Annotated in this window: 11 protein-coding genes and 5 tRNA genes; 9 read left to right on the top strand and 7 right to left on the bottom strand. The window is 75.0% G+C overall.

Going from position 1 to position 15,421, the window contains the following annotated elements; all coding sequences use genetic code 11:
• Positions 1 to 310: 310 nt before the first annotated feature.
• The 3 genes from cobT to ACFC02_RS01745 all read left to right on the top strand — a co-directional run bounded on the left by cobT (position 311) and on the right by ACFC02_RS01745 (position 6,917).
• The gene (gene cobT, locus ACFC02_RS01755) at positions 311 to 4,561 is read left to right on the top strand and encodes a nicotinate-nucleotide--dimethylbenzimidazole phosphoribosyltransferase (protein ID WP_376350711.1); all 4,251 of its coding nucleotides are present in this window, start codon (positions 311 to 313) and stop codon (positions 4,559 to 4,561) included.
• A 208-nt stretch (positions 4,562 to 4,769) separates the two neighbouring features.
• On the top strand, positions 4,770 to 5,999 hold the full coding sequence (gene cobA / locus ACFC02_RS01750) for a uroporphyrinogen-III C-methyltransferase (RefSeq protein ID WP_376350708.1): 1,230 nt from the start codon (positions 4,770 to 4,772) through the stop codon (positions 5,997 to 5,999).
• Positions 6,000 to 6,098: 99 nt separating this feature from the next.
• Positions 6,099 to 6,917 (top strand): TrmH family RNA methyltransferase, encoded by an 819-nt coding sequence (locus tag ACFC02_RS01745; RefSeq protein ID WP_376350705.1) that lies wholly within the window; start codon positions 6,099 to 6,101, stop codon positions 6,915 to 6,917.
• A 156-nt stretch (positions 6,918 to 7,073) separates the two neighbouring features.
• On the opposite strand, the gene ACFC02_RS01740 is transcribed toward ACFC02_RS01745, so the two are convergent.
• The gene (locus tag ACFC02_RS01740; protein WP_376350702.1) at positions 7,074 to 8,582 is read right to left on the bottom strand and encodes a protein kinase; all 1,509 of its coding nucleotides are present in this window, start codon (positions 8,580 to 8,582) and stop codon (positions 7,074 to 7,076) included.
• A 589-nt stretch (positions 8,583 to 9,171) separates the two neighbouring features.
• On the opposite strand from ACFC02_RS01740, the gene ACFC02_RS01735 reads away from it, so the two are divergent.
• The 3 genes from ACFC02_RS01735 (at position 9,172) to ACFC02_RS01725 (ending at position 10,990) form a co-directional block, all read left to right on the top strand.
• Entirely contained in the window at positions 9,172 to 9,366 is a 195-nt protein-coding gene (locus ACFC02_RS01735; RefSeq protein WP_360965421.1) for a hypothetical protein, read from the top strand.
• Positions 9,367 to 9,650: 284 nt separating this feature from the next.
• A complete protein-coding gene (locus ACFC02_RS01730) occupies positions 9,651 to 10,622 on the top strand; it encodes a phosphotransferase family protein (protein ID WP_376350698.1) in 972 nt (323 codons plus the stop codon).
• Positions 10,623 to 10,702: 80 nt separating this feature from the next.
• Complete coding sequence (locus ACFC02_RS01725) at positions 10,703 to 10,990, top strand: zf-TFIIB domain-containing protein (RefSeq protein WP_360965418.1); 288 nt, start codon at positions 10,703 to 10,705, stop codon at positions 10,988 to 10,990.
• Between the two features lie 120 nt (positions 10,991 to 11,110).
• On the opposite strand, the gene ACFC02_RS01720 is transcribed toward ACFC02_RS01725, so the two are convergent.
• From ACFC02_RS01720 to ACFC02_RS01700, 5 genes are all read right to left on the bottom strand, one after another.
• Positions 11,111 to 11,182 (bottom strand) — tRNA-Val (locus ACFC02_RS01720).
• 34 nt (positions 11,183 to 11,216) lie between these two features.
• Positions 11,217 to 11,288, bottom strand: a tRNA-Val gene (locus tag ACFC02_RS01715).
• Positions 11,289 to 11,324: 36 nt separating this feature from the next.
• A tRNA-Val gene (locus ACFC02_RS01710) sits at positions 11,325 to 11,396 on the bottom strand.
• A 1-nt stretch (position 11,397) separates the two neighbouring features.
• Positions 11,398 to 11,471, bottom strand: a tRNA-Cys gene (locus ACFC02_RS01705).
• Between the two features lie 36 nt (positions 11,472 to 11,507).
• A tRNA-Gly gene (locus tag ACFC02_RS01700) sits at positions 11,508 to 11,580 on the bottom strand.
• A 177-nt stretch (positions 11,581 to 11,757) separates the two neighbouring features.
• On the opposite strand from ACFC02_RS01700, the gene ACFC02_RS01695 reads away from it, so the two are divergent.
• The 3 genes from ACFC02_RS01695 (at position 11,758) to ACFC02_RS01685 (ending at position 14,582) form a co-directional block, all read left to right on the top strand.
• On the top strand, positions 11,758 to 12,822 hold the full coding sequence (locus tag ACFC02_RS01695; protein WP_376350695.1) for a chorismate-binding protein: 1,065 nt from the start codon (positions 11,758 to 11,760) through the stop codon (positions 12,820 to 12,822).
• Entirely contained in the window at positions 12,819 to 13,640 is an 822-nt protein-coding gene (locus ACFC02_RS01690) for an aminotransferase class IV (protein ID WP_376350693.1), read from the top strand. Before ACFC02_RS01695 ends, ACFC02_RS01690 begins: the two co-directional genes overlap by 4 nt.
• 117 nt (positions 13,641 to 13,757) lie before the next feature.
• Positions 13,758 to 14,582 (top strand): GNAT family N-acetyltransferase, encoded by an 825-nt coding sequence (locus ACFC02_RS01685; protein ID WP_376350690.1) that lies wholly within the window; start codon positions 13,758 to 13,760, stop codon positions 14,580 to 14,582.
• Positions 14,583 to 14,678: 96 nt separating this feature from the next.
• Here the strand turns inward: ACFC02_RS01685 and ACFC02_RS01680 are convergent, their stop codons facing one another.
• Positions 14,679 to 15,206, bottom strand: coding sequence for a DsbA family protein (locus ACFC02_RS01680; RefSeq protein WP_376350687.1), 528 nt, complete (start codon positions 15,204 to 15,206; stop codon positions 14,679 to 14,681).
• Between the last annotated feature and the right edge of the window lie 215 nt (positions 15,207 to 15,421).

Raw genomic sequence — 15,421 nt, 5'->3', positions numbered from 1 at the left:
TCGTTGTACCGCACTGGGGGTTCCGGAGCTTCGTTCGTCAATGTCCGGAAAACCCGCCCGTTTTGCGAGGGGTGTGGTACGGCAGAACCGGAGGACGCGCAACGTGGCGCAGTCCACAGCGGACCGTGACGGATGACGCTGTCGCGGCGGGCGATCGACCGCCACAATGCCACTCAATGGCTTTGTCGCCTTTTTTGGGCGGGTCGTTCGTGCCGCTGGGCACGGACGCTCGTTCTTCACTGGGGGCGGTCGGTGCGCCGTCCCCGGTGAGCTGGTCGTAGGAGCACTAACCGATGGGCGAGGGGTACGCATGACCGACACCGGCCAGGTCCCGGCCGAGGGACTGCCGGAGAGCGCAGGCATGGTGGAGCAGCCGGGCGTCCCCGCACACGGCGCGTACACCTACCTCTCCGAGTCTCCCGCCGAGGACGAAGACCTGCTGCTGCCGGGCTCCCAGGGCGCATGGGGCAACGAAGTGCCGCCGCCCGCCCCGGAGCCGGTCGTCGAGGCCGTCCACGAGCCGGGCCCGCACGAGACGTCCGGCCGTGACAGCGGCTCCGTCGACCTGACCGGCGTCCTGCACCCCGACCCCGCGGCCGGGCCGCCCGCGCCCGCGTCGCCTCCGCGCCGGCCGCTGCACCTCGGTCCGCCGACCCCGGACGCCTCCGCGAGTCCGGTGCGGTCGCTGGCCGACCGCGGCCCGGCGGGCGCGCCGGTCCGCCAGCCCGTACCGGCCGCGACCGGTGCGGCGCCCGAGCACTTCGACGGCCGGCAGGCGGGCGCGCAGGCAGCCGTGCCGCAGTCGCACGGGGCTCCCCAGGGGGCGCCGCAGGGCGCGGCTCCCTGGGGCGCGCAGGCCGTGCCGACCCTCCAGGCGCCCGCGCCCGCTCCCGCTGTCCCGCAGGCGGACGCGCGGGCGACGGCTGCGGAAACGGTTGTTCCGGATGCCGAGCCGGCCGGTGCGGCCCAGGCCGCCGTGGCCCGGATCACGGCCCAGGCGGGGACAGCGGTTCCCGATGCGCAGCACGCCCCCGAGGCCACGCCCGAGCCGGAGGGCGTCCAGCAGCCCGCGGACGGGCAGGCACCGGAAGGCGACGACGCCGAGGCGAGCGGGCCTAACGAGCCGCGCGAGGAGAGCACGGCGAGCCCGGCGGCCGGCGGGGCGGCTCCCGCCACGGCTCACCTGCCCGCTTCCGGCGCCGACGGCGTGACCGATCCCGCGGGTCCGGTGACCGGGCAGGCGCCCGAGGACGGCGAGACCGTCGCCGCCGCGCAGGTCTCCGAGGGCGACTCGGCGGCCGTACCGTCCCGCGACTCCGGTGAAGCTGCCCCCGTCGCGGAGACGGGCGGCGCCTCCGAAGCGGTCGCGACGGCCGAAGCCACGTCCGCGCCTGCGCCCGGGGCTCCCGCTCCGCAGGTGGCGCCCGCCGCCGAGGCCGTCCAGGCCACGGAGGCCGACCAGGCTCCGTCGGCGACGGCGCCCGGGGAGGGCGAGGCCCCCGAGGGCGAGGCCGCTGCGGAGAACGGCCACGCCGTGGAGGCCGTGGCGGCCGCCCGAGCTCCGCACGTGCCGGAGGCCGCCCAGGCCCCCGGTACGGACGGTCTCCCGCAGGCCGTCCAGCACGGCGTCGCCGACGGGACTCCCGCCGTCGCACAGGCTCCTGGCGCCGAGGAGGCGGCCGCCCCCGAGGAGACCGCGCCCGCCGAGGAGCCCTCCGCGTCCCAGCAGGCCGCCGAGGCCCCGCAGACACCGCAGGGCCCCACGCCGGTTCCGGCGGCCCCGCAGGAGGCCGCTGACCCGCAGACGCAGACCCCCGGCGCCCCCGGCGTGGGAGAGGCGGTCGAGGCGGTCGAGGCAGAGGCCGCGCCCGCCGAGTCGGAGGTGGCGGCGCCCCTGCCCGACGCAGCCGCCCAGGACGAGGCCCCGACCGGTGAGGCACCGGCACAGGCACAGGCCGCTCAGCAGGAAGAAGCCGTGCCGGCCCCCGTGCAGCCCGTCGCCGAGGCGGTCACCCCGCCGACCGAACCAGGTACCCCGCACCCCACCCAGGCCACCGAGGCGCCCCCGGCTCCGGAGGAGCCCGAAGCGCCTCACGCGCCCGAAGCGCCTCACACACCCGACGCACCGAGCGTGCCCGAAGCCGCCGCCGCGCCCGAAGCCGCCGATGCCCTGCCCCCGGCCGATGCCCCGCAAACGCCCCCGGCTCCGGACCCCGCCGACGCCCCCGCAGCGGTTCCCGCCGAAGGGTCAGCCCCCGCCGGAGACCCGATCGCCGCCTCGGCGGTCGCCCCCGGCGCGGCAGCGCCCCAGCCCGCCGAGGCCCCCGAGCAGCTCCAGCCCGCCGAACCGATCGCCGCCCCGGCGGCCGACGCGCCCGTGGGGCAGTTCGTACCGGTCGAGGGAACGGTGCCGACCGCCCCGCACCTGTCCCCGACCCCGCCGCACCCGCTCGTCGTCCCGCAGGACCAGCCCTTGGCCCAGCAGGACCAGCCCTTGGCCCAGCAGGCCCCGACGGACCAGCAGGCGCACCCGCTGCCCACCGCCGAGGCCCCGCAGGAGCCCGAGGCCCAGCAGCCCCAGGCCCAGCAGCCCCACGGGCCCCAGGAGTTCCAGGAGCCGCAGGAGCCCGCGATCGCCGTCCCCGTCCCGGCACCCCGCGCGGGCGACGCCGTCCCCGCCGCGCCCGACGAGCCGGACCCCGACGTGGTCCAGCGGGCGGACGACCTGGACACACGGGTCGCCGGCCAGGAAGGCTCCGAGGTGGAGCACCCGGAGGAGACCCAGGTGGGGAACGCGTCCGCCGCGGCCGAGGCACCGCTGCCCACGGGCCCCGCCGCGCCCGGCTACGACGAGGCCGAGCGCGAGGCCGTGCTCAAGGTGATGCGCGAGCGCCGCGACATCCGCAACGGCTTCCGCAGCGACCCCATCCCGCACGAGGTGCTGCTGCGCGTTCTGGAGGCGGCCCACACCGCCCCCAGCGTCGGCCACTCCCAGCCCTGGGACTTCGTCGTCATCCGCTCCGCCGACACCCGCCGGGCGATGCACGAACTGGCCGTGCGACAGCGCGACGCGTACGCCAAGTCGCTGCCGAAGGGCCGCGCCAAGCAGTTCAAGGAACTGAAGATCGAGGCCATCCTCGACACCCCGGTGAACATCGTCGTCACCGCCGACCCGACCCGCGGCGGCCGGCACACCCTCGGCCGGCACACCCAGCCGCAGATGGCTCCGTACTCCGCCGCGCTCGCCGTCGAGAACCTGTGGCTCGCCGCCCGCGCCGAGGGCCTCGGCGTCGGCTGGGTCAGCTTCTTCGACGAGCGGGAGATGGTCCGCGCCCTCGGCCTGCCCGAGCACCTGGAGATCATCGCGTACCTGTGCGTCGGGTACGTCGACGAGTTCCCGGACGAGCCCGAGCTGATGCAGGCCGGCTGGTCCAAGCGCCGCCCGCTGTCCTGGGTGGTCCACGAGGAGACGTACGGCCGTCGCGCCCTGCCCGGCGAGGACCCGCACGACCTGCTCGCCGAGACCGTCGCCCAGATCCGCCCGCTGGACGCCAAGGCGCTCGGCGAGGCCTGGGAGCGGCAGAAGCGGATGACCAAGCCGGCCGGTGCCCTCGGCATGCTGGAGATCATCTCCGCGCAGCTGTCGGGCCTGTCCCGGCAGTGCCCGCCGCCGATCCCGGAGCCGGCGGCCGTGGCGATCTTCGCCGGTGACCACGGCGTGCACGCCCAGGGCGTCACCCCCTGGCCGCAGGAGGTCACCGCCCAGATGGTGGCCAACTTCCTGGGCGGGGGAGCGGTCTGCAACGCCTTCGCGAGCCAGGTGGGCGCAGAGGTCTGCATCGTCGACGTGGGCGTGGCCGCCGACCTCCCGGCCACCCCGGGCCTGCTGCCCCGCAAGATCCGCGCCGGCACGTCCGACATGACCACCGGTCCCGCGATGACCCGCGAAGAGGCCAAGCAGGCCATCGAGGTCGGCATCGAGACCGCCCGCGACCTGGTGGCGGCCGGCAACAAGGCACTGCTCACCGGCGAGATGGGCATCGCCAACACCACCGCGTCCGCGGCTCTCATCTCCGTCTACACCGGCGCCGACCCGGCCGAGGTCACCGGCCGGGGCACCGGCATCAGCGACGAGACGCTGGCCCGTAAGACCGAGGTGGTCCGCCGCGCCCTCGACGTGCACCGGCCCGACCCCGCCGACCCCATCGGCGTGCTCGCCGCGGTCGGCGGGTTCGAGCACGCGGCCATGGTCGGTCTGCTGCTGGGCGGCGCGTCGCTGCGTACACCGGTGATCCTGGACGGCGTCAGCGCCGGCGCCGCGGCGCTGGTGGCCCGAGCGATCGCCCCGGAGGTCCTGGCCGCCTGCATCGCCGGGCACCGCAGCGCCGAACCGGGCCACGTCGCCGCGCTCAACAAGCTCGGCCTGCGCCCCTTGGTCGACCTCGACCTGCGCCTCGGCGAGGGCACGGGCGCGTTGCTCGCCCTGCCACTGGTGCAGAGCACGGCACGCGCGATGCACGAGGTGGCGACGTTCGACTCGGCGGGCGTCACCGAGAAGTGACGGGAACGGCCGGGGCCGGGACGGACGCTTCCTGCGCGCCCCCCGGCCCCGCCGTACCCTGAACCCACGTCTAAGATCCGCACGTCAGGGCCGCTCCGGAGCCGCAGCGCCCCCTCCGTACCCCTCAGCACCGCTCGACTGCTTCGATCGCTTCCCCACGCCGCGCACCGCCGCCGCGACCGCCGCCCGGACGAGGAGCCGCACACCCATGGCCGAACACCCCGCCTACCCCGTAGGCCTCCGCCTGACCGGCCGTCGTGTGGTCGTTCTCGGCGGCGGCCAGGTCGCCCAGCGCCGCCTGCCGGCGCTCATCGCGGCCGGCGCGGACATCGTCCTCGTCTCGCCCGAGGCGACGGCCTCCGTCGAGGCCATGGCGGACGCCGGTGAGATCGCCTGGCAGCGTCGGCCGTACCGGGACGGCGACCTCGCGGACGCCTGGTACGCGCTGATCGCCACCGGCGACCACGACGCCAACACCCAGGCCTCCGCCGAGGGCGAGCGCCGGCGCGTGTGGTGCGTGCGCGCCGACGACGCCGACGAGGCGACGGCCTGGACCCCGGCCACCGGCCACAGCGCGGGCGTCACCGTCGCCGTGCTCACCACCAGCGCGAGCGATCGCGACCCCCGCCACACCGCCGCCGTCCGTGACGCGGTCGTCGAGGGCCTGCGCGACGGCACGCTGGTCGCCCCCCACCACCGCAACCGCACCCCCGGCGTCGCCCTGGTCGGCGGCGGCCCCGGCGACCCGGACCTGATCACGGTCCGCGGGCGCCGCCTCCTCGCGGCGGCGGACGTCGTCATCGCCGACCGGCTCGGCCCGCGCGACCTGCTCGCCGAACTCCCGCCGCACGTCGAGGTGATCGACGCCGCGAAGATCCCCTACGGCCGTTCCATGGCCCAGGAGGCCATCAACAACGCGCTCGTCGAGCACGCCAAGCAGGGCAAGGCGGTGGTGCGGCTCAAGGGCGGCGACCCCTACGTCTTCGGCCGCGGCATGGAAGAGGTCCAGGCGCTCGCCGAGGCGGGCATCCCGTGCACGGTGGTGCCCGGCATCTCCAGCTCCATCTCCGTACCGAGCGCCGCGGGCATCCCGGTCACCCACCGGGGAGTCGCCCACGAGTTCACGGTGGTCAGCGGCCATGTGGCCCCCGACGACGAACGTTCCCTGGTCGACTGGCCCAGCCTGGCGAAGCTGACCGGCACGCTCGTCATCCTCATGGGCGTCGACAAGATAGGCCGGATCGCCGAGGCGCTGGTGGCCCACGGCAAGTCCCCGGACACCCCGGTCGCCCTGGTTCAGGAGGGCACGACGGCCGCACAGCGCCGCGTCGACGCCACCCTCGCGACCGTCGCCGAGACCGTGCGCGCCCAGCAGGTGAAGCCGCCGGCCGTCATCGTCGTCGGCCCGGTCGTCGCCGTGGGCCCCCGCCCGGCCTGATCCGGGCCGCCCGCAGCCGAAGCCCCGCCGGCGGGAACCCACCGCACCAGGAACCCCCGCACCAGGAACCCTCCGCACCAGACAAGGCAGTGTCTTCCCGTGGCCGATCTCATCACCGTCGAGGACCCCGACGACCCGCGTCTGCGCGACTACACGGACCTGACCGACGTGGAACTGCGCCGTCGGCGCGAACCCGCCGAGGGCCTGTTCATCGCCGAGGGCGAAAAGGTCATCCGGCGGGCCGGGGACGCCGGGTACGAGATGCGCTCGATGCTGCTGTCCGCCAAGTGGGCCGAGGCCATGCGCGACGTCGTCGACGCGCTCGACGCGCCGGTCTACGTCGTCGCCCCCGCCCTCGCCGAGCAGGTCACCGGCTACCACGTGCACCGCGGCGCCCTAGCCTCCATGCGGCGCAAGCCGCTGCCCACGGCCACCGACCTGCTGGGCAGCGCCCGCCGCGTCGCGGTCATGGAGGCGGTCAACGACCACACCAACATCGGCGCGATCTTCCGCTCCGCCGCCGCCCTCGGCATGGACGCGGTCCTGCTCTCACCGGACTGCGCCGACCCCCTCTACCGCCGGAGCGTCAAGGTCTCGATGGGCGCGGTCTTCTCCGTCCCGTACGCCCGGCTCGACACCTGGCCCATGGGCCTGGGCGCGGTCCGCGAGGCCGGATTCACCCTGCTCTCCCTCACCCCCGACGAGCAGGCCCGCGCCCTGGACGAGGTAGCCCCGCACCGGATGGACCGGGTCGCGCTGATGCTCGGCGCGGAGGGCGACGGCCTGTCCCGCCGGGCGCTCGCCGCGGCCGACGCGTGGGTGCGCATCCCCATGTCCCACGGCGTCGACTCCCTGAACGTCGGCGCCGCCGCCGCGGTCGCCTTCTACGCCGTCGCCACGGGCCGCGCGGGCGCCTAGAACGGCGATCCGTCCGGCGGGTACGGCAATCCGGCAGGTCCGGTAATCCGGCGGGTACGGCAATCAGGCGGATACGGCGGTCCGGCGGATCACCGGATCTTGCCGACCCGGCGGTCCGGCCCGTCCGCCGGGTTCTGTGGCGAACGCGGCGGAACGCTAGTCCGCCCCGGGCCGGACACCGGAGGCCGAGACGCCCCCCGGAACGTGCGCCTGCCCCACCCGTACGCCGCCCCCGTCGTCACCGAGCCCCCGCGAGGGGCCCTGGCAGCCCTGCGCCGCCGCGATACCGAGCGCCACCAGCAGCGTCACCACCACGAACACGAACAGCCGCTGTCGCAGCAGCCGCGGGTTGGCGGGCCGCAGACCGGTGGACGTACCGCGCGGACGCTGCCGCCCCGGGCCGCCGCGCGCAGCGGGCCGCCCGCCGCCCGTCCGCGAACCGCTCCGGGACGCGGGGATCGACCGCCCGCCACCCGCGCGGGAGGACGCGCCCGTCCCGCGCGGTGCCCCGCCGTCCCGCGACGGTGCGCCGCCCCGCGAGGAGGGAGCACCGCCGCGCGAGGACGGCGCGCTGCCGCGCGGTGCGGGCGTACGGGGCGAGGCCGGGGAGGCGGCCTGCGGACGCCGCCGGCCGCGTGCGGGGGAGGGGGTGACCTGCTGCTGCTCTCCGCCGCGCCGCTGCTCGGGGTAGGGGGCGCGCTGCGGTTCCGGACGGGGGGCGCGCTGTCGGCCGGGGTAGGTGGCGCGCTGCTGGTCCGGGTACGTGTCGGCCATCCGGCCGGTCGGCCGGTCCGCCTCTGCGGCGCGCGGCGCCGGCGGCCGCAGCTCGCCCAGGCCCTGTGCCTCGCGCGCGGCGATCTCCTTGAGCCGCAGCGAGAGCTGCAGGGTGCTGGGCCGTACCTCGGGGTCCTTGGCCAGGCACGCCCGGACGAGCGGAGCCAGCGCGTCCGGTACACCGTGCAGCTGGGGCTCCTCGTGCACCACGCGGTACAGCATCACCTCGGAGCTGCCGTGCCCGAACGGCGAGTCGCCCGTCGACGCGTAGGCGAGCGTCGCTCCCAGCGAGAACACGTCGGTCGCCGGGGTGACGGCGGCGCCGCGCACCTGCTCCGGGGCGAGGAACCCGGGTGAGCCGACGGCCGTGCCGACATGGGTGAGCGTCGAGGCGCCGGTCGCCCAGGCGATGCCGAAGTCGATGATCCGCGGGCCCTTGGGCGACAGCAGGATGTTGGACGGCTTGAGGTCCCGGTGCACCACACCGGCCTCATGGACGGCGACCAGTCCCTCCGACAGGGCGGCCCCGATGGCGGCGGCCTCCGCCGCGAACAGCGCGCCCTCGTCGGCGACCTTGTCGTGCAGGGAGGGGCCGGGCACGTACTGCGTGGCGAACCACGGGCGGTCCGCCTCCAGGTCCGCGGCCACCAGCCGCGCCGTGCAGCCGCCCCGGATCCGCCGGGCCGCCGACACCTCGCGCGCGAACCGGGAGCGGAACTCCTGGTCCTCCGCCAGATCCGGCCGGATGACCTTCAGCGCGACCCGCTGGCCCTTCCGGTCGGAGCCGAGGTAGACCACGCCCATCCCGCCCGCGCCGAGCCGTCGGTGAAGCCTGAACGAGCCGACGACGCGCGGGTCCTCGCGCCTCAGGCGCATCATCGCCATGTTCATCCCCGCTGCCCGGTCCCTGTGACGAGCCACAGCTTACGTTTCCGGGACCGCTCACGCGCAGAGGCCGCGCCCTCTCGACGCGATCGATTGTCAGTGCCGTGCGCGAGAGTTGAGGGGCGGTCAGTGGTTCGGGCGACGCGCCCACCGCTCTCCCTGCGAGATCCCAACCGCCCGCTCCGGGAGGGGGATTGGGCACCGCCAGGACCAGCACAGACGTACGACGAGCGGCACGGGGGATGCCGTGGGAGAGAGGGGGAAGGCGGCGGCCGGGAAGGACGGCGAGCGCGGGAGAAGGACGTCCGTCCGGCAGACGGAAGTGAGCGATGTCACCGCCCGTGTCCGGAAAAGCCGGGCAGTTGGGGCACCCCTTCAGGGAAGACCCCGAGACGAGCGAGCGCGTCTCCACCCAGGGGAGTACGCCCCGGCCGACGGCTCATCCTCCGGGAGGCCCGCCAATCGGTACGAGGGCATGACGCCCGGCATCCGTCGCACGCCTAGATTTGAGGTCAAGCGGCGGGTGCAGCACTCGTCCCCCGAGGTCAGACACTCGCCGCTGCCGACGACAACCGAAAAGGTCAGGAGAGGGACCATGGCCCACACGGCACCGCGGACACTGCTCCGCACGCAGGGACGCCTCACGCGTCCCCGCCGCACGGGCCGCCGCCACCCCCTGGTGGCGACCGTGATGGCCCTTCCCCTGGCGGCCCTGCTCCTGCTCGTCTTCGACGGCTGGGACACAGTGGCCACACAGGCGTCGTCCGTGGGAGTGATGCTGGGGCGCTGAGCGGCGCCCCAGGCCCGGAAGAGCGGTCCGGGCGGGGACATCGACCCATGAAACCCCGTGGGGACGGGGGTGCGGCGGACGGCAGAATGCCGGCGCAGCTGGGGAGCTGCGCCGGCATTGTCGTGTCCGGAACCCTCCCTGTGCCGCGCCCGCACATCCTGCGGGCCCCGCACACACCACGCCCCCGCACACACCACGCCCCCGCACACCCACCGCGCGCACCCGCCGCCAGGCCGACCCCGTACGCTCACCGCCACCACGCCGTACGTCCTCCAGGGAAATCCGTGACAGCCGCCGAAGCCGATGCCGACGCCGTCGTCGATGCCCACGTCCTGCTGCCCGAGTTGACCGCGCGGGTAGTCGAGGCGGCCCACGCGGAGGTGGCCGGCTGCCCCCGCGCGAGCACCGTCCTGGCCGACCGCCCCGACGCCACGGTGGTCCGCCACTGCGGCACCGTGGCGAAGGCCCACGCACCCGGCACGGACCCCACCGCACTCGCCCTCCGCCTCGCCACGGCCGCCCGCCTGCCCGGGATCCTGCTCCCGCCGCTCGACCCGGCCCCCACGGCCCTCGCCGGCCGACTCGTCACCCTCTGGCCGTACGGGACACCCGTGGACCCCGACGCCCCCGAGGCGGCCCCCTGGGAAGCGGCCGCCACGCTCCTCGCCCGGCTCCACCGCAGCCCGGCGCCCGCCGGCCTGCCGCCCATGCGCGGCCCGGTCAAGGCCGCCCTGGCCGTCACCCGGCTCCGCGCCGCGGCGCCCGGCCACCCGGCGGCCCGCCCGGTCCTGAGGGCCTGGACCACGCTGCCCGCCTGGGCCCGTGCCGAGGCGCCCATGCCCGACGCGCACACCGTCTGCCACGGTGACCTGCACCTGGGCCAGCTCGTGCGCCACCCGGCCCCCGGCGGCCCCTGGCTGCTGATCGACGTCGACGACCTGGGCACCGGCGTACCGGCGTGGGACCTGGCCCGCCCCGCGGCCTGGTTCGCCTGCGGGTTGCTGCCGCCCGGCGACTGGACGCGGTTCCTCACCGCCTACCGGGCGGCGGGCGGCCCGGCCGTTGCGGTGGACGGCGACCCGTGGGCGGCGCTGGAGACCGCCGCCCGCGCCCTGACCGTGCAGACCGCCGCACGGGCCGTGGCCAAGGCGGACGCGGCGGGCCGCCCGCTGGACGAGGTGGAGCAGGCCGTGGTGGACGCCTGCGACCGAATGGCCGCGATCCCCGCCCAGTTGGCCGACGGCCTGCCGAAGTAGGGTGCAACCGACCGCGACCGGACGGAGTCTGTCCAGGCGGTACCCGAAGCAGGACCCACCGGTGAGGAGTTGAGCCGAGCATGCAGTGCCCGAAGTGCCACGCGCCCATGCACACCTACAACCGCAACGGCATCCAGATCGAGCAGTGCAGCGGCTGTCGCGGCATCTTCCTCGACTACGGCGAGCTGGAGGCGCTGACCCGGCTGGAGGCCCAGTGGTCGCAGCCTGCGCCGCCCCCGCCCGCCCCGCAGGCCTATCCGGCCCCGCCCGCGCCCGCGTGGGGCGCACCGCACGGCGGCGGCCACCACGGCCACTACGGACACGGCCACCGGCACAAGAGCTTCGGCCACATGCTGTTCTCCAGCTGAACCCGGCCCCCGGAGCACCCGCCTCGGAGTATCGGGCACGGGGCGCCGGGCCCGGGCCCGGGCCCGGGCGGCACGAAGAAGCCCCCGGTCGTACGAGACGACCGGGGGCATTGCGCGATGTGGACGATACTGGGATTGAACCAGTGACCTCTTCCGTGTCAGGGAAGCGCTCTCCCGCTGAGCTAATCGTCCTCGGGACCGTGACCCGAAGGTCACAGGCTGTGCGTGCGCGATACTGGGATTGAACCAGTGACCTCTTCCGTGTCAGGGAAGCGCTCTCCCGCTGAGCTAATCGCGCGGGTCCGGACCATGCCGTACGAGCCGACTGGTCCAGTGGACGATACTGGGATTGAACCAGTGACCTCTTCCGTGTCAGGGAAGCGCTCTCCCGCTGAGCTAATCGTCCTTGGAGGTGGAGACGGGATTTGAACCCGTGTAGACGGCTTTGCAGGCCGTTGCCTCGCCTCTCGGCCACTCCACCAGGAGTGCAGGGGACCGGGAGTCCCCTCTTCCTGCGAGCGGACGACGAGGCTCGAACTCGCGACCTCAACCTTGGCAAGGTTGCGCTCTACCAACTGAGCTACGTCCGCCTGTCGGTTCGGTCCGCTTGCGCGTCCCGGCGACGTGTTGAACTCTAGCGGATTCCCGGGCCAGCACAAAAACGCGTTTGCGCAGCGTGCTGCGGCGCGTCCCCGGGAGGACCTGGTCAGGCCCCCGCCGGGACGCACAGGGACCACCAGCCGGACTCCGGACCTAGACTCAAAGGCGTGCTCGACCTCCCCCCGCTGGCCCGGTTCGGCGACCGCGTCGCCACCGGCCTGACCGACGTCACCAGTGATCCCGCAGCCCTGGACTCCACCGGCTTCTGGGCCGTCGCCGCCGACTACGAGGGCCGCCTGACCTGCGCCCGCTTCCGCGACGTACGCCAGGAACCCGTGCCCGCCCCGGCGCGCGGCGCATGGCGCGGTCCGGCCGCCGGTGACTGGACGTCCTCCCTCGACCGCGCCGCGTACACGGCGGCCGTGCGCCGCATCCGCGCGCACATCGCGGTCGGCGAGGTCTACCAGGTCAACCTCTGCCGCGTGCTGTCCGCGCCGGTCACCCCCGACGCCGACGTGGACGCGCTGACCGCCGTGCTGGCCCGCGGCAACCCCGGCCTGTACGCGGGAACGATTCGCCTGCCGGGGCACGGCGTGGAGATCGCCACCGCGTCCCCGGAGCTGTTCCTGCGCCGCGCCGCCCGCGCGGTGGAGTCCGGTCCGATCAAGGGCACCGCCCGCACCGAGGCGGAACTCCTCACCAAGGACTACGCCGAGAACGTGATGATCGTGGACCTGGTCCGCAACGACCTCGGACGCGTCTGCACCACCGGCAGTGTCACCGTGCCCGACCTGTGCGCCGTGGAGAAGTACCCCGGCCTCGTCCACCTCGTCTCCTGCGTCCGCGGCGAGCTGCGCGCGGACGCCGGCTGGCCGCAGCTGCTCGCCGCCGCCTTCCCGGCCGGCTCGATCACCGGCGCCCCCAAGTCGAGCGCCCTGCGCCTGATCGACTCCCTGGAGACCGCCCCCCGCGGCCCCTACTGCGGCGCCGTCGGCTGGGTCGACGCCGACCGGGGCACGGGCGAGCTGGCCGTGGGCATCCGCACCTTCTGGATCGACCGGCCCGGCGGGAGACCCGGCGCCCCGGCCGTGCTGCGCTTCGGTGCCGGAGCCGGCATCACCTGGGACTCCGACCCGGACGGGGAATGGCACGAGACCGAACTGAAGGCGGGCCGGCTGCTCGCGGTAGCGTCAGGGGCGTACGAGGACGGCGGAGAGGACCTGCGGGAATGAAGATCTGGCTCGACGGCGGGCTGCGGGACACCGAGTCCGCACGCGTCTCCGTCCTGGACCACGGGCTGACCGTGGGCGACGGCGTCTTCGAGACGGTCAAGGCGACCGGGGGGAAGACGTTCGCGCTCACCCGCCACCTGGACCGGCTGACCCGCTCGGCGCGCGGCCTGGGCCTGCCCGACCCCGATCACGACGAGATCCGCCGCGCCTGCGCCGCCGTCCTGGACGCCGACCCGGCGCCGCTCGGCCGCCTCCGCATCACCTACACCGGAGGCGACGGCCCCCTCGGCTCCGACCGGGGCGAGCACGGCACGACCCTCGTCGTCGCCCTCGGCGCGACCACCCCCCGCCCCGACTCCACCGCCGCCGTCACGGTCCCCTGGACCCGCAACGAACGCGGCGCTCTCACCGGCCTGAAGACCACTTCCTACGCCGAGAACGTCGTCGCCCTGGCCCGTGCCCGCGAACACGGCGCCTCCGAGGCTCTGTTCGGCAACACCACCGGACGGCTCTGCGAGGGCACCGGTTCCAACGTCTTCGTCGTCCTGGACGGCGAGATCCACACCCCGCCGCTCGCCTCGGGCTGCCTCGCCGGCATCACCCGGGCGCTGGCGATCGAGTGGACGGGAGCCAAGGAGACCGACCTGCCGCTCGACGTCCTGGAACGGGCCGAGGAGGTCTTCCTGACCTCCACCCTGCGCGACGTCCAGGCCGTGCACCGCGTGGACGAGCGCGCGCTGCCCGGCACGGCGGGCCCGGTGACGGCGAAGGCCATGCGGATCTTCACCGAACGCTCCGGCGACGACCTGGACCCGTAGGCGAGCGGTGGCGTGCCCGGGCCCGCGCCGGCCCGGCGTCCGTCCCCGTACGGGCCCGGCGGACCGGGTGCGGAAAATGGGCTGACGCGGGCGGTCGTGGCGGGTAGAAATCCCGTGATGACCACGACCCTGCGGCCCACCGAGCCGCTCCAGCACCACGCCGACGGAACCCGTTCGCGCCGCTACCAGGTCTGCGTGAACAGCCGCCCCGTCGGCGTGACCCACCTGTCGACCCACCCCGTCTTCGGACCGGCCGTGGCCCGGATCCAGGAACTGCGCATCGACGCACCGGATCGCGGGCGGGGCCGCGGCACCGTGGCCGCGCTGGCCGCCGAGGAGGTGGCGCGCGGCTGGGGCTGCCGGCGCATCGAGATCGCCGTGCCGGCCGGTGAGGCGGCCGGGCTCCGGCTGGTGACGGCGCTCGGCTACGTCCAGCGCAACCGCGGCATGGAGAAGCAACTGGGCACGACCGCGCCCGAACTGCCCGCCGGAACCCGGGGCAGACCGCTGACCGAGGACGAGTACGGGCCGTGGATCGCCCGGGGCAAGGCCACCTACGCGCAGACCTGGATCGACCGCGGCGTGCCCCCCGAGGAGGCCCGCGCCAAGTCGGAGGCGGACCACGCCAGGCTACTGCCCCGGGGACCGGCGTCCCCCGGCGTGCTGCTCAGCGTCCTGGAGCACGAAGGGACCCCGGTCGGCACCCTGTGGGTCGCCATCGAGGAGGACAGGGCCTACGTCTACGACGTCGAGGCCGACGCGCGCTTCCGCGGCCGGGGCCACGGCCGCTCCCTGATGCTCCTCGCCGAGGCGCAGGCGGTGGCCGCGGGCAAACGGGTCGTGGGCCTCAACGTCTTTGCGGGCAACACCCCCGCGGAGCGCCTGTACGACTCCCTCGGATACCGCCCGGTCCTCCACTCCTTCTACAAGGAACTGCTGTGAAGGAACCGCTGTGAAGGAACTGCTGTGAAGGAACGAGGGACCGTGGGACGACGAGGAACCGCCGTGAGGGAACGGCCGTAGGGCGGCCGGCGGCCGTCAGTCCTTTGGTCCGGACCCCGCCAGCAGCCGGTCGACGATCTCCTCGACGCGCTCGCGCAGCCCCTCCTGGCTCTTGCCGCCGTCCAGGCGCTCGCCGTCCACCACGTACGTGGGCGTGCCCGTCACGCCGATCGCCTTGCCCTCGGCCTGGTCGGCGTCCACGATCAGGATGTGCCGGCCGTCGATGAGCGCGGTGTCGAACTCGTCGGCGTCCAGGCCCAGTTCCCGGGCCACCTCGACCAGGAGGGGTTCTCCCGCACGGCCCAGTTCCTCGACCCGGGCGAGCACCGCCTCGACGTACGGCCACAGCTGCCCTTGCACGGCGGCCTCCTCGGCGGCCTGCGCGGCGGCGAAGGCGTGCTGGTGCTTCTCCAGCGGGAAGTGCCGCAGCCGCAGCTCCAGCCGGTCGCCGTAGCGTGCGCGCAGCGCGCGCAGGTCGTCCAGCGCGGTGCGGCAGTCCGGGCACTGCAGTTCGCACCAGACCTCGAGAACGGGGACCGTGCGTGCGGGGGAGGAGTCGCTCATGCCCCCCAGTCTTCCAGGCCAGCCGCGCGGGGCCCAATCACAGAGGGAAGCGAGCAGCGCCCGGGGCGAGCGCCGTCCTGGCCCGTCCGCGCCGGGGGCGAGCACCGTCCGGGCCCATGAGCGTCCGGAGCGAGCACTGTCCGGGGCCCACCCGCGCCCGGGTGAGCACCGTCCGGGACGATCACCGTCCGGGGCGGCGTCGAGCGGCACCTGCG

This window comes from Streptomyces sp. NPDC056160, from assembly GCF_042268205.1.
In the GTDB taxonomy this organism is placed as follows: Bacteria; Actinomycetota; Actinomycetes; order Streptomycetales; family Streptomycetaceae; genus Streptomyces.
The sequence above is the reverse complement of the archived record's forward strand: the minus strand, read 5'-3'. Positions and strand labels throughout refer to the sequence as shown.

Coding starts and splice junctions, on each gene's coding strand:
- cobT (WP_376350711.1), top strand. CDS start 311: ATGACCGACACCGGCCAGGTCCCGGCCGAGGGACTGCCGGAGAGCGCA.
- cobA (WP_376350708.1), top strand. CDS start 4,770: ATGGCCGAACACCCCGCCTACCCCGTAGGCCTCCGCCTGACCGGCCGT.
- ACFC02_RS01740 (WP_376350702.1), bottom strand. CDS start 8,582: ATGAACATGGCGATGATGCGCCTGAGGCGCGAGGACCCGCGCGTCGTC.
- ACFC02_RS01735 (WP_360965421.1), top strand. CDS start 9,172: ATGGCCCACACGGCACCGCGGACACTGCTCCGCACGCAGGGACGCCTC.
- ACFC02_RS01725 (WP_360965418.1), top strand. CDS start 10,703: ATGCAGTGCCCGAAGTGCCACGCGCCCATGCACACCTACAACCGCAAC.
- ACFC02_RS01690 (WP_376350693.1), top strand. CDS start 12,819: ATGAAGATCTGGCTCGACGGCGGGCTGCGGGACACCGAGTCCGCACGC.
- ACFC02_RS01685 (WP_376350690.1), top strand. CDS start 13,758: ATGACCACGACCCTGCGGCCCACCGAGCCGCTCCAGCACCACGCCGAC.
- ACFC02_RS01680 (WP_376350687.1), bottom strand. CDS start 15,206: ATGAGCGACTCCTCCCCCGCACGCACGGTCCCCGTTCTCGAGGTCTGG.